The sequence below is a fragment of the Photobacterium pectinilyticum genome (assembly GCF_024357955.1).
Lineage (GTDB): Bacteria > Pseudomonadota > Gammaproteobacteria > Enterobacterales > Vibrionaceae > Photobacterium > Photobacterium pectinilyticum.
The window spans coordinates 83309-95728 of sequence record NZ_JANEYT010000004.1 but is presented as its reverse complement, the minus strand read 5'-3'; the positions used below and the strand labels follow the sequence as shown (position 1 = coordinate 95728).

The following is a 12420-nucleotide window of genomic DNA, read 5'->3' as shown; positions in this document are numbered from 1 at the left end:
AGTATTTATTTTTTCTCTATCGCCCTTTTCAATATCATTCCCTGGTAGCCACTGAGCGACACTTGGCTAACCGCGGGCCCTAGACTGCCATCAGCGTTCACCTGCTGATAATAGCCGTCAAGGCTAACTTCTCGCGGCTCGGTTGAAAAAAACGCCGCATTGTTACGCTCCCTTGCTCCTCGGTAAAGAACGAGTCCTTTGCTATAACGGCGGGCAATGACACCCTGTTCGGGAAGTTCACCAAACCAACCACTGCGTTGAAGCCAATACCACCCAGATGGCTGTAGCGGAATACCACCAATATTGGTTGCAGCAGAGTCAGCCTCCTTGCCTTTATCATCAAATACCACCAATTCAGCCCCTTCCGGCGCCGCTTCGGGAATGCCTATATCCACTTTAAGCATTGCCGTAGGTTGATAGGCGATATTCTTGCCGATACCGGCCTGATACCAATTATCAGGCGTAGTATTGCCACTACCATAGCGGTAACTCTGGTTCCAACTATGGTAAAAAGTCTGCCCGGGGACATTGAAGAGATAATACAATGTCAGCCCGGTTTCGATATCCTGCTGCCATGCCGCAGGCTCCGACGGTGAATACTGGCTTCGCCCCCCTTTCGTGGAGGCCATGATCAGGCTCTTGTCCTGCTGGCCCGCGAGCGCAAAACTATCCCAGTAACGCTGTAGGCGATCGAGCCCGATAGCTGGGGTCAGGTAGTGCTCACGCAACCAGACATCGATCACATCTCTGAGTTCTGGCGGCCAGGGTGCGTAGTGCCAAAGATTCAGCTCGGAAATATTAGCAGCCAGCCACTGTGTCCCGGTTAACGTTTTAACTTGCTTGAGGAAGTCGGCAAGCTGCTTGGCATACTCGTATTCTACCTGCTTGCTCCCCGCCATCATTGCAAGCTCTCGAACCTCGCCACCCGATATGACCTTGAACTGATTTTCCCCCAGTAGCTTCGCCATATCATCGTTGTATGCACCAGAAAGCCCTTGCTGCAGCCAGTCTTCTTGATACCACTGGACATGCAGCTTATTGAACGCACGATTGAGGAAGTTAACCCGATACCAGCATGTTCCCGGCCACATATAGCCTGCAGGGATCAGCCTCGCCTGATGGCGAAAGCGTGCCGATGCCTTTCGATTGGCTCTGGATGAGAACTCTCGCTGATTAATATAGCCATCACCATCAAGGTCGTTGGCAGGATCCCAGCCCGGAATGAACATGCGCTTCTGGCGTACCTCAAGCCATGGCGTTATAGCCAACGATTCAACCTCCGTGGGTTTTCGCCAAGCAAGCTCTAACATCCATACCCGCAGCCCGGCAGCGAGCCCCGGCTCGCCTGTGTTTAAATGGCGCCCTTGATACCATGCCTGGGCACTGTGCCATGCTCGCTCCAATTGGAGTTGCCCTTCATACCTGATCGCCAAATCATCTCTAGATTGTATGAGCCACTCCACCTCAAGTGAAAGCCACTTTTCAACACTCCCTTCATCGTTCGTCACGTGCCGAGCAATATCAGGGACCCCTCCGGCTTTGACCGACAATCGCTCAAACGGATAGGAAGCAAACATGACCAATTTATCATCCGGCTCTACCTTGATGGGTAAACGCGCTGTCGAGAACTGGCCGTTGCGGATCAGCAGTAAATGATAAGGTCGCCCTTCGAGCAAGTAATCCAACCCGTTATTGGGCCTATCCATTGCTAGTTGGGTATCTTCGGCAAAGTGCAGATAACCCTCTTCCACATCCATGCCTGAGTTCAAGGCTTGCTGACTCAGCCAGGCCTCTTGCTTGCTCGGCCGACAATCAAATTTATGGGCATACATGTATCCCATCGCATTCATCCGGCGGTTAATTTCAGGGTCCTGCATACTGCCAAACACCACATCGGCATGCTGACTTTCCCACGCTTTCACCTGGTCAGCAGTATGAGGCTTGCCGTCAATTACCGTCTCTTGCCAGCTGCCGGGCAACACCCACGCCGTCCCGGTAGAAGGATATACCTGGGCCAAACAGACCGGTGACAACAACATAAGCCCAACAAGCCAATAAACCCGATTCAGTACACTCAACCGCTGATCTCCCTATCTCTAGCCTCTAGCCTCTAGCCTCTAGCCTCTAGCCTCTAGCCTCTAGCCTCTAGCCTCTAGCCTCTTAAAGCTTAGTCCACTGAATTAGAAATAAAAAAGCCGCGCAATCGCGCGGCTTTCATCACAAGGTGTGGTAGGTAAGATTACCAGCCCAACCAATGGCCCAAGCCCCAAAGGGCAATCATCGCCATAAAACCGGCTAGGATATCGTCAACCATGATCCCCAAGCCACCGTGAACGTGTTTGTCCAACCAGCTGATTGGCCACGGCTTGACCATATCGAAGAAACGGAACAAAACAAAGCCCGCCAGCACCCACTGCCAGCTCACCACAGGGGCAATAGCCATAGTGATCCAGAAACCGACAAATTCATCCCAGACAATACTACCGTGGTCATGGGCACCCATATCATCAGAGGTTTTCTGGCAAATGGTGATACCGATAAGAGCAGCGACCACAATGATCACGAGGTAAGCAGTAAAGGGCAATTGTGCCATCAGCAAGTATAGCGGGATCGCTGCCACTGTCCCCATGGTTCCCGGAATGACTGGAGAAAGCCCACTACCAAAGCCGGTAGCCAAGAAATGCCAAGGGTTTTTCAGGTTAATTTTATCTTTCGGGTTTGCCACAATTTACTCCGCAAAATGATCATATCCGTGCAGTTTCCAGTTCAGCGGCTGGCGCTCGCGAACCAAGGTAATACCGTGTCCCGGCCGTAACTGGCCAATACAGGTTGCCCTTACGCCACTGCGAGCCAAGGCCGTGTCAACCGCGCCCCTGTTCTGCTCCGGTACGGTGAAGCACAGCTCATACTCTTCACCACTCGCCAAGGCCAACTGCAATGCTGCATCGCGCTCCGGTTCGAAGGCGATAAGTTCTGGCGAAAGCGGTAGTTTATCAACGTCAATTTCGGCTGCCACCCCAGATCGTTTCAGAATATGCCCAAGATCACTAATCAGGCCATCCGAAATATCTAACGCCGCAGATGCTAGACCTCGTAGCGCTTGGCCAGCAAGAATGCGTGGCTCTGCCTTATGATGCCGCTCAAGTAAGGTTGCTGCCAATTCAGGATCGTTGACTGTTTTCTGGCCAAGAAGCAACGCCAGACCCGCAGCGCTATCGCCGAGGTTACCTGTCACGTAAATCCAATCGCCAGAACGAGCACCACTGCGGGTCAGCGCTTTCCCTGTCGGGATAAAGCCATGCACTGTCAAGGTAATACTAAGCGGACCCTTGGTCGTGTCCCCGCCTACCAACTGGACATTGTAGTATTCCGCCAAGGCAAAAAAGCCGTTGCAGAACCCTTCTAGCCAAGCTTCATCTGGCTGTGGCATGGTCAGTGCCAGCGATACCCAGGCAGGGGTCGCGCCCATGGCCGCCAGATCACTGAGGTTAGAGGCCAGAGCCTTGTGGGCAACCCATGATGGTTCAGCATCGGCTAAAAAATGGGTTCCTGCCACCAGGGAATCGGTGCTCACAGCCAGTTGGCTACCATTAGGAACTTCCAGCAAAGCACAGTCGTCACCAATGGCCAAAGGAACATCTTTGCGTTTCACTGCCTGGTTTTCAAAATACCGGGCTATCAAATCAAATTCGTTTGCCATGTTCTTCTTTTTATAGATAGAAAAAAGGCCAGCATTGCTGGCCTTTTATAATAGCGATGTAATTACTTCTTGCGAAGTGATGGCGCAGCCTTATCCAGCACACCATTCACAAATTTGTGGCTATCTTCTGCACCGAAGGCTTTTGCCAATTCGATAGCTTCGTTGATAACTACCTTATATGGTACGTCATCACGCTTGGTCATCTCGTACATAGCAAGACGAAGTAGCGCTAGTTCCATCTGATCCAAGTCCTGTAGAGGACGCGACAGGTACGGACGCATTTTGCTGTCCAGTTCCTGATGGTTCAGCACTACACCTGTTAGCAGATCACGGAAATAAGCAACATCTGTATGTGGTGCTGCAAGTGCCGGGGCTTCCGCCTGGTGCTCTTCTTCTTCGAATTTATCGTCAGTAAGAAAATGTTGCTCGATATCAGCAACATTACCTTTGGTAATTTGCCATGAATAAATTGCTTGTACAGCAAAATGACGTGCATTACGACGTGCGGCTGGTTTCACACTAACCCCCATTAGGATTCAATTTGGGACAGGACATTAACCATTTCAAGCGCGCTTAGTGCAGCCTCTGCCCCTTTATTACCAGCCTTGGTACCGGCACGCTCAATGGCTTGTTCGATAGAATCTACAGTCAGAACACCGAATGCAACTGGAGTATTGTACTCTAGAGCAATCTGAGCCAGACCTTTGTTACACTCACCGGCAACATAATCAAAATGTGGCGTACCGCCACGGATCACAGAGCCAAGCGCAACAATAGCATCATAACGATCGCTTTTAGCAACTTGCTGAGCAACAAGCGGTAGCTCATATGCACCTGGGCAACGAACAACGGTGATGTTATCTTCACTTACTTGACCCTGACGTTTCAGAGCGTCTAGCGCACCTGAAAGTAGGCTTTCGTTGATAAAGCTGTTGAAGCGTGCGATTACGATAGCAACTTTTGCATTTGGTGCCGCGATGGCGCCTTCAATTACCTTCATGGGCCTTCCTGTGACTATGTCTTTTCCGGTATGAGAAACCGCGGGAGTCTATCACACTTTATGCGTTATACCAATTGGCATCTTCAAGCTCTTTCCCGCCCCATACCGGCAATGTTTGGGGTAAATTTTGAGTTATGCGTTATTCGCAAATATATTCAACCGCTTCGAGGCCAAAGCCTGATAGTGAATGGTAGCGCTGGGTGCTGGACGACAACAGCCGCATTTTGGAAACGCCTAAATCAGACAAGATTTGCGAACCCACCCCCACCTGGCGAGACTGATCCTTCGGGTTCAGCTTCACTCCAGGTTTACCTTCTTCCTTAGCTGCCATGCTCTGGACTTTGGTGATGATCGATTCTTGGCTTTCGGCCTTGCTTAACACCACTAATACCCCGCCTTCTTCAGCAATACGCTTCATTGCCGATGGCAGTGTCCACTGGGTAGCACCCGAGTGAAGAATATCTTTAAATGTATCTTGCAGGTGAACACGTACCAAGGTTGGTTCACCTTCGACCACATCGCCTTTTTGCAACGCGTAGTGGACTTCGTTGTCGATGGTGTCACGATAGGTGATCATCTCAAAGTCACCGAATTCTGTTGGCAGAGTACACTGCGCGACACGTTCGATAGTCGTTTCGTTATTGTTACGGTACTCAATAAGATCTGCGATCGTGCCCAGTTTCAGGCCATGCTGCTCAGCAAAGAGCTCGAGATCCGGACGACGTGCCATAGTACCGTCTTCATTGAGGATTTCGACAATCACACTGGCTGGTTCTAAACCAGCAAGGCGTGCAATATCACAACCTGCTTCTGTGTGGCCAGCACGGGCCAAGACTCCACCGTCTTGCGCCATCAGCGGGAAAATGTGGCCTGGCATCACAATATCAGCCGGCGACGCATTGGCAGCAACAGCCGCCTGTACGGTAACAGCACGATCGGAAGCCGAAATGCCGGTAGTCACCCCTTCTGCCGCTTCAATCGATACGGTGAAGTTAGTGCTAAATTGTTCGGTGTTATCTTGCACCATCAATGGCAACTTCAGTTGCTGACAGCGAGATTTAGTCAAGGTCAGGCAAATCAACCCACGGCCATGGCGGGCCATAAAGTTAATTGCTTCAGGCGTGATTTTTTCCGCCGCAATGATCAGATCGCCTTCATTTTCACGATCTTCGTCATCCATTAGGATAACCATCTTTCCTAGGCGGATATCTTCGATGATGTCCTTTGCGCTGCTTAGAGCCATATCGCTACCTTATTCTTGTTTATATTCTGTCTGTTTATCCAAGGAACCCGCTGCGGGCCAGCAAATCCATAGACACTTCAGTTTTTGGCTCCGCCGCCTTGTCACCCAGCATCAAGCGCTCGAGATAACGGGCGATCACATCCACTTCCAGATTGATCTTACGACCCGGCGTAAATGCTTCCATCGTGGTTTCCGATGCCGTATGTGGCACGATGGTTAGCTTGAACTCATCACCACGGATAGCGTTAACCGTTAGGCTGATCCCATCAACCGACACTGAACCCTTCTCCGAAATATATTTCGCCAAATGGGCCGGTGCCTTCAACCAAAACTCAATCGCACGACCGGTTTGATTGCGTTCAATGACTTCTGCCACATCATCAACATGACCAGACACCATATGGCCACCGAAACGTGTGGTCGGCAACATGGCTTTTTCTAGGTTTGCCTTCTGTCCCGCACGGTATTCCACAAATGCGGTACGCTTGAGTGTTTCCAATGACAAATCGGCTACGTAGCCTGATCCAGTCAGTGCAACAACGGTCAAACACACGCCGTTGGTTGCAATGCTATCCCCCAATTTTACATCGGATAGGTCTAGCTTGCCGGAGTCCACCGTCACAGAAATGTCTTTGCCTTTAGGGGTCAGGGCAGTAATTGTACCCACGGCTTCAATAATGCCTGTAAACATGTCAAACCTTTTGCTTTGTCTGATTGAGTATATCTGTTTGGATATGGGCTTGGACACGGGATGTGATACGAATATCCCCTCCTACCATACGCACATCCGTCACGCTCAGTTCGGGAACCTGATCCATCGACACCAAGCCATTGAGATCAATTAACCCGCGGCTATCGCTGCCCATCAATTTAGGCGCTTGGTATAGGATCAGCTCATCGACCAATCCAGCTTGCAACAAACCGCCCGCAAGGCCAGCTCCAGCTTCAACCCAGATATGGTGAATATTGTTCTTTACCAACTCAGCCATCAAGGCAGGAAGGTCAACGCCCTCCCCTTCTTTAATGACCAGTTGTTCAACATCTTGCGGCCATTGTTGCATGTCAGCCTGTTTTCTCGCCAGTACCGTTTTGCCCGGCAGGCTAACCAAATGATGCTGCGGTGTCACTCTATTCCGGCTGTCAATCACAACCCGAACCGGTTGGCGCAATTCTGCCTGCGGGTAGGCTTGCTGGACCTTATCACCCAGCTCTATCCAACGTACATTCAGCGATGGGTCATCAGCAAGTACTGTTGCACTGGTTGACAATATAGCGCCAGCTCTGGCGCGATAGCGTTGAACATCAGCCCTTGCTGCAGGGCCGGTGATCCATTTGCTTTCGCCATTCGCCAACGCGGTACGGCCATCAAGGCTTGCGGCCAGTTTCAGCTGGACAAACGGGAGGCCGGTTTTCATCACTTTGATGAAGCCGGGGTTTAGTGCTTCGGCATCTTGCTCGAGCAGGCCTGTTTGCACTTCGATGCCCGCTTGCTGCAGCATCGTAATACCACGACCAGCCACTTTCGGGTTGGGGTCAACCATGGCGCAAACTACGCGCTTCACTCCAGCTTTTACCAACGCTTTAGCGCATGGCGGGGTGCGGCCATAGTGAGAGCAAGGCTCCAAAGTGACATAGGCAGTCGCCCCCGCAGCTTTGCTACCAGCGGCGCGAAGGGCGTAGACTTCAGCGTGAGGTTCGCCTGCACGGTAATGATAGCCTTCACCGACAACTTCATCGCCATGAGCGATGACACAGCCAACATTGGGGTTTGGGGTAGTCGTGTACTGACCGTTCTTCGCCAACGTAATAGCACGTAGCATCATGGCGTGGTCGATAGATGAGAACATGAGACTTCAGTATTGGTTAGAAAAGCCGGCACATCACGTCCGGCCTCAATTATTTTTCTAGTTTAGCGATTTCTTCACCAAACTCACGAATGTCTTCAAAACTACGGTAAACAGAAGCAAACCTGATATAGGCGACTTTATCTAGCTCTTTCAGTGCTTCCATCACCAAATTACCAATCATTTCCGATGGTACTTCTCGCTCACCGGTCGCACGCAGGCGCGACTTGATAGTATTGATAGCACTCTCGATATCATCGGCGCTGACTGGGCGTTTTTCCAACGCACGCTGGATCCCACCGCGCAATTTATCTTCATTGAACGGATCACGGTTACCATTTGTCTTGATCACCCGTGGCATCACCAACTCAGCGGTTTCAAACGTTGTATAACGTTCACTACATGCTAGGCACTGACGGCGACGACGAACCTGATGACCATCGGCCACCAATCGAGAATCTATTACTTTGGTGTCATTAGCACCACAAAAAGGACAATGCATCTTGCCTCCTCAACTTCGTCGCACCAGTGTAACCCATTTCAATAACAGGGGGAGACTATTACCATAAAATTTCTCCTTTATATTCCGCCAAAAAATACATAAAAAAGGGCCTGTTATCTGCAGGCCCTTTTTATATTGGGTTATCGTCGCCAAATGGCATTGGAGATTACGCGTAAACAGGTAGGCGTTTACAGATTTCCAGCACCTTGACTTTAGTCGCTTCAATCACTTCTGGGTTGTCGATGTTATCCATCACATCACACATCCAGTTAGCCAGTTTCTTGGCATCTTCAACCGTAAAGCCACGGCGAGTGATCGCTGGCGTACCAACACGGATACCAGAAGTAACAAACGGGCTACGCGGGTCGTTCGGTACACTGTTTTTGTTCACCGTAATATTCGCTGCGCCCAGTGCCGCATCCGCTTCTTTACCTGTAATACCTTTGTCAATCAGGTCGACCAAGAATAGGTGGTTCTCAGTGCTACCAGACACGATCTTATAACCGCGCTCAAGGAATTCACCCACCATCGCCTTGGCATTTTCAACCACGCGTGCTTGGTAATCTTTGAACTCAGGCTCCATCGCTTCTTTGAAGGCCACCGCTTTTGCTGCAATCACGTGCATCAGTGGGCCACCCTGGCCGCCAGGGAATACCGCAGAGTTCAGTTTTTTGTATAGGTCTTCGCCCGCCGTTGATAGGATCAGGCCACCACGAGGACCTGCCAGTGTCTTGTGCGTCGTTGTTGACACAACGTGTGCATGTGGCACCGGGTTAGGATAAACGCCTGCGGCAATCAAACCGGCAACGTGCGCCATATCAACAAAGAAGTACGCACCGACTTTATCTGCGATTTCACGCATGCGCTTCCAGTCAACAATCTGAGAGTAGGCAGAGAAACCACCGATGATCATTTTTGGCTTGTGCTCAAGCGCCAGAGCTTCCACTTCGGCATAATCAATCTGGCCAGCTTCATCAATACCGTAAGGAATGATGTTGTACAGTTTACCCGAGAAGTTGACTGGAGAGCCGTGAGTCAGGTGGCCACCGTGTGCCAGGCTCATACCCAATACAGTATCGCCGGCATTCAATAGCGCCATGTAAACAGCGTTGTTCGCCTGAGAGCCTGAGTGAGGCTGAACGTTGGCGTACTCAGCACCAAATAGTTCGCAAGCACGGTCAATAGCTAGTTGCTCAGCCTTGTCGACGTACTCACAACCACCGTAGTAACGCTTGCCCGGGTAGCCTTCCGCATACTTATTGGTTAGCTGGGAGCCCTGGGCTTCCATCACGCGTGGGCTGGTATAGTTCTCAGAAGCAATCAACTCGATGTGCTCTTCCTGACGCGCCGTTTCTTCCTGAATCGCTGCAAATAGTTCAGCATCGTAATCGGCAATATTCATGTCGCGCTTTAGCATCTGTCTCTCCTAACTCAGATTGTTTTTAGTCCTTTTTGTCTCTGTAAACCCGTTAATAGCCGCGCTGACAAAAAGGCAGTAAACACACAAAATTGGCGAAGAACGGAAAAGCCTCAAAGCTAGGCGCCACGGGGACGCAAACGTTTTCGTCTCGCCTGTAGATAACGCAGTATTTTACATAATTTGATCTAAATCAGATACCCCTAATGTGACTTTTTATTGGTATTTATTTCATTTTTGATATGAATTGTTTTCAAGTTGTTCACCTCCCCCGCATGGACAACCAGAGTTAAAATACCCACATTACAAGTAATACATGAAATTAAATTTTTACGACTGCGTAATATATTTTGTACACCTTCGAGTAAACAGATTTGCCTCCTTCTATCACGCTCGTCAGCAATGGTCTATATCATGCGCGTATAAACATAAGGAGTGTTGTCTTGAGCGGTTATCATCATTCACTGAAAGAAAATATCATTGCTATTCTTACCGGTACTTTCATCGTTGCCCAAGGGGTTTTCTTTCTCCAACAAGCCGACCTTCTTACCGGAGGTACAACCGGTCTGGCCCTGCTGGTCAGTCAGTTTGTCGATCTGTCTTTTGGCCAGCTGTACTTTATGATGAACTGCCCGTTTTACCTGATGGCCTGGTTCAGAATGGGTAAAAGCTTTGCTATTACCAGCATTATTTCTGGTGGACTGGTTTCGATTATTACCGACAACATGCACCATGTGCTGGAGATCAGCCGTCTCGAACCACTTTACTGCGCATTGATCGGCGGTTTATTGATGGGGCTGGGTATGCTGATCCTATTTCGCCACAAAACCAGTCTTGGCGGCTTTAACGTCTTGGTACTGTTTCTACAGGAAAAAATGGGGTGGTCAGCCGGCAAATTGCAGATGGGCATTGATATGACCATCCTGGTCGCCTCCTTCTTCCTTGTCAGTCCTATGGTATTGCTGTTCTCGATCGTCGGCGCATTCGTGCTGAATTTGGTTTTGGCGATGAACCACAAACCGGGTCGTTACAGTGGCGAACTGAAGCCGCAAGCAAGTTAAGATCTCGGCTAGAGGCTAGAGGCTAGAGGCTAGAGGCTAGAGGCTAGAGGCTAAAAATAAAAAAAGAGGTCGCTTCCTGCGACCTCTTTTTTGTGTTTATTTAATGGCTGTATGCATTAAGTATCCACATCAACTTTTCTTGCTCGCGGATATAATCGCCCATGATTGCGGCAGTCCCCTCATCACAGCGATGGGCGACTCAGGATTGTGGAATAACTTTCCCCAGTCAAGCTCTTGCTCCTGCCCTTTGCTCTTCCACTGGCCGATAGCCACCTGCCAATGGCCAATTGAGATGAGGGCAAAGGGATTTCGCTCAAGAACGCAGAGGGAGCGCGGAGTTTATACGCATAAATGAGCACTTCCGATACCGCCAGAGGATGAAACTGTGACGACAGAGAGGATTTTAGATGGCGTCCTCGTCCTCTTCGCCAGTCCTGATCCGCACCACGCGCTCAACATCAAATATGAAGATCTTACCGTCACCGATCTTGCCGGTTTGTGCGGTTTCGATAATGGTATCGACACACTGCTCGGCAACGTCATCGGCGACAACAATTTCCAGCTTCACTTTCGGCAAGAAGTCGACCATGTACTCTGCGCCGCGGTATAGCTCGGTATGGCCTTTTTGACGGCCGAAACCTTTGACTTCGGAAACGGTCATGCCGCTAATACCGACATCGGCTAGCGCTTCACGAACATCATCAAGCTTAAACGGCTTGATAATGGCTTCAATTTTTTTCATTCTCATCATCCTTTGCTGAGCATGGTGCTGTTGGCAGAAATAAGATTGGGGCTCTGCCAGCGACCTGATTAATTTAAGTGAAGTATATCAAAAGCCTGATGCTGAAAGATCAGCGTTTCAGTATTTTTCTATCGAGAATATGACATCATTGTCCATCATTTTCAGTAACAGCAGAACAGAAAAAACTAGCACACTGCTATTGAGGAAAAAGATCGCCATTCCCCTAAACTCAGGGCTAAACAACTGAGGCAGATAGGGGATTATGCTGTAGTTGAAGAACATGGTGATTGCGGGAATAAAAAAGTAGAGCGGGATAAATCCCCAGCGATTTCCACGGCCAAGACCGAGTATCGCACCGACACCAGAAAGCAGAACCAAGATAGCGATATAGCTTGGTACAATTCCGACCTGATTTAAGCTAAAAATCAGGGCAAAACTGTCGGCATATCTTACTAGGCAGATCATTACTAGTACTGCGAGGCCCTTGGCAGCCAGGAGCAGTCCACGACGTGTTACATCCATTATTGTCTCTCTTCCATGAAAGCGGTAATGATAGTCTGAAAAAATAAGCGCATATTCTATGCGGGTATTTTATCCAGTACAACAACTATTCAATTTTTGAACGATTGAGTTTTTTTCCTCCATATTTTAGACCCTGTTATAGCAATAGGTTCCCAGTAAACCCGAGATGGTCCTAACCCTACTGGCTGCAGTGGCAGCATGGGTGATTGCCGATATGCCAGTACGCTAGGCGGCTCCGACCTGCTCTTCACTGAGCGGGCAACGGAACAAGGCACTGACCCTTGCCCGGTGCGGGCCTTCAATATTGAGTGCTACAGTCCACCTTTGGGCTTATGCCAAATGAATAAATCACCGGGTGGATAACTTCAGCTTAATCATACAATTGCATT

The 12420-nt window shown here is 49.7% G+C and carries 13 protein-coding genes and 1 pseudogene; 1 reads left to right on the top strand and 13 read right to left on the bottom strand.

Annotated features, from left to right (window positions below; all coding sequences use genetic code 11):
* Positions 1–5: 5 nt before the first annotated feature.
* The 10 genes from NHN17_RS03145 to glyA form a co-directional block, all read right to left on the bottom strand.
* Positions 6–2078 carry a hypothetical protein gene (locus NHN17_RS03145; protein ID WP_255040677.1) on the bottom strand — a complete coding sequence of 691 codons (2073 nt, stop codon included), beginning with the start codon at positions 2076–2078 and terminating at the stop codon, positions 6–8.
* 161 nt (positions 2079–2239) lie between these two features.
* The gene (pgpA, locus tag NHN17_RS03140) at positions 2240–2725 is read right to left on the bottom strand and encodes a phosphatidylglycerophosphatase A (protein WP_373689534.1); all 486 of its coding nucleotides are present in this window, start codon (positions 2723–2725) and stop codon (positions 2240–2242) included.
* 3 nt (positions 2726–2728) lie between these two features.
* Positions 2729–3700: a thiamine-phosphate kinase gene (gene thiL, locus NHN17_RS03135; RefSeq protein WP_255040676.1), complete on the bottom strand. Its 972-nt coding sequence runs from the start codon at positions 3698–3700 to the stop codon at positions 2729–2731.
* Positions 3701–3762: 62 nt separating this feature from the next.
* Positions 3763–4230: a transcription antitermination factor NusB gene (nusB, locus tag NHN17_RS03130; protein WP_255040675.1), complete on the bottom strand. Its 468-nt coding sequence runs from the start codon at positions 4228–4230 to the stop codon at positions 3763–3765.
* Complete coding sequence (gene ribH, locus NHN17_RS03125) at positions 4230–4700, bottom strand: 6,7-dimethyl-8-ribityllumazine synthase (protein WP_006646664.1); 471 nt, start codon at positions 4698–4700, stop codon at positions 4230–4232. The genes nusB and ribH overlap by 1 nt, the downstream gene beginning before the upstream one ends.
* A 139-nt stretch (positions 4701–4839) precedes the next feature.
* Positions 4840–5943, bottom strand: a complete 1104-nt coding sequence (gene ribBA, locus NHN17_RS03120) for a bifunctional 3,4-dihydroxy-2-butanone-4-phosphate synthase/GTP cyclohydrolase II (protein ID WP_255040670.1) — start codon at positions 5941–5943, stop codon at positions 4840–4842.
* Positions 5944–5977: 34 nt separating this feature from the next.
* A complete protein-coding gene (locus NHN17_RS03115) occupies positions 5978–6634 on the bottom strand; it encodes a riboflavin synthase (RefSeq protein ID WP_255040669.1) in 657 nt (218 codons plus the stop codon).
* Position 6635: 1 nt separating this feature from the next.
* The gene (ribD, locus tag NHN17_RS03110) at positions 6636–7790 is read right to left on the bottom strand and encodes a bifunctional diaminohydroxyphosphoribosylaminopyrimidine deaminase/5-amino-6-(5-phosphoribosylamino)uracil reductase RibD (RefSeq protein WP_255040668.1); all 1155 of its coding nucleotides are present in this window, start codon (positions 7788–7790) and stop codon (positions 6636–6638) included.
* Positions 7791–7839: 49 nt separating this feature from the next.
* Positions 7840–8289, bottom strand: coding sequence for a transcriptional regulator NrdR (gene nrdR, locus NHN17_RS03105; RefSeq protein WP_255040667.1), 450 nt, complete (start codon positions 8287–8289; stop codon positions 7840–7842).
* Positions 8290–8455: 166 nt separating this feature from the next.
* Positions 8456–9706, bottom strand: coding sequence for a serine hydroxymethyltransferase (gene glyA / locus NHN17_RS03100; RefSeq protein WP_255040666.1), 1251 nt, complete (start codon positions 9704–9706; stop codon positions 8456–8458).
* A 443-nt stretch (positions 9707–10149) separates the two neighbouring features.
* Between glyA and NHN17_RS03095 the strand changes: the two genes are divergently transcribed.
* Positions 10150–10767, top strand: coding sequence for a YitT family protein (locus NHN17_RS03095; protein ID WP_255040665.1), 618 nt, complete (start codon positions 10150–10152; stop codon positions 10765–10767).
* A gap of 100 nt (positions 10768–10867) precedes the next feature.
* Here the strand turns inward: NHN17_RS03095 and NHN17_RS03090 are convergent.
* The 3 genes and pseudogenes from NHN17_RS03090 to NHN17_RS03080 form a co-directional block, all read right to left on the bottom strand.
* Positions 10868–10951: pseudogene (locus tag NHN17_RS03090) on the bottom strand (DNA starvation/stationary phase protection protein); the annotation flags it as partial.
* 219 nt (positions 10952–11170) lie between these two features.
* Complete coding sequence (gene glnB / locus NHN17_RS03085; RefSeq protein WP_255040664.1) at positions 11171–11509, bottom strand: nitrogen regulatory protein P-II; 339 nt, start codon at positions 11507–11509, stop codon at positions 11171–11173.
* A gap of 117 nt (positions 11510–11626) precedes the next feature.
* Positions 11627–12031 (bottom strand): hypothetical protein, encoded by a 405-nt coding sequence (locus NHN17_RS03080; RefSeq protein WP_255040663.1) that lies wholly within the window; start codon positions 12029–12031, stop codon positions 11627–11629.
* Between the last annotated feature and the right edge of the window lie 389 nt (positions 12032–12420).

Bases quoted from the DNA above. Each gene is read 5' to 3' on its own strand.
- thiL (WP_255040676.1), bottom strand. From the start codon at position 3,700: ATGGCAAACGAATTTGATTTGATAGCCCGGTATTTTGAAAACCAGGCA.
- nusB (WP_255040675.1), bottom strand. From the start codon at position 4,230: ATGGGGGTTAGTGTGAAACCAGCCGCACGTCGTAATGCACGTCATTTT.
- ribH (WP_006646664.1), bottom strand. From the start codon at position 4,700: ATGAAGGTAATTGAAGGCGCCATCGCGGCACCAAATGCAAAAGTTGCT.
- ribBA (WP_255040670.1), bottom strand. From the start codon at position 5,943: ATGGCTCTAAGCAGCGCAAAGGACATCATCGAAGATATCCGCCTAGGA.
- NHN17_RS03115 (WP_255040669.1), bottom strand. From the start codon at position 6,634: ATGTTTACAGGCATTATTGAAGCCGTGGGTACAATTACTGCCCTGACC.
- ribD (WP_255040668.1), bottom strand. From the start codon at position 7,790: ATGTTCTCATCTATCGACCACGCCATGATGCTACGTGCTATTACGTTG.
- nrdR (WP_255040667.1), bottom strand. From the start codon at position 8,289: ATGCATTGTCCTTTTTGTGGTGCTAATGACACCAAAGTAATAGATTCT.
- glyA (WP_255040666.1), bottom strand. From the start codon at position 9,706: ATGCTAAAGCGCGACATGAATATTGCCGATTACGATGCTGAACTATTT.
- glnB (WP_255040664.1), bottom strand. From the start codon at position 11,509: ATGAAAAAAATTGAAGCCATTATCAAGCCGTTTAAGCTTGATGATGTT.
- NHN17_RS03080 (WP_255040663.1), bottom strand. From the start codon at position 12,031: ATGGATGTAACACGTCGTGGACTGCTCCTGGCTGCCAAGGGCCTCGCA.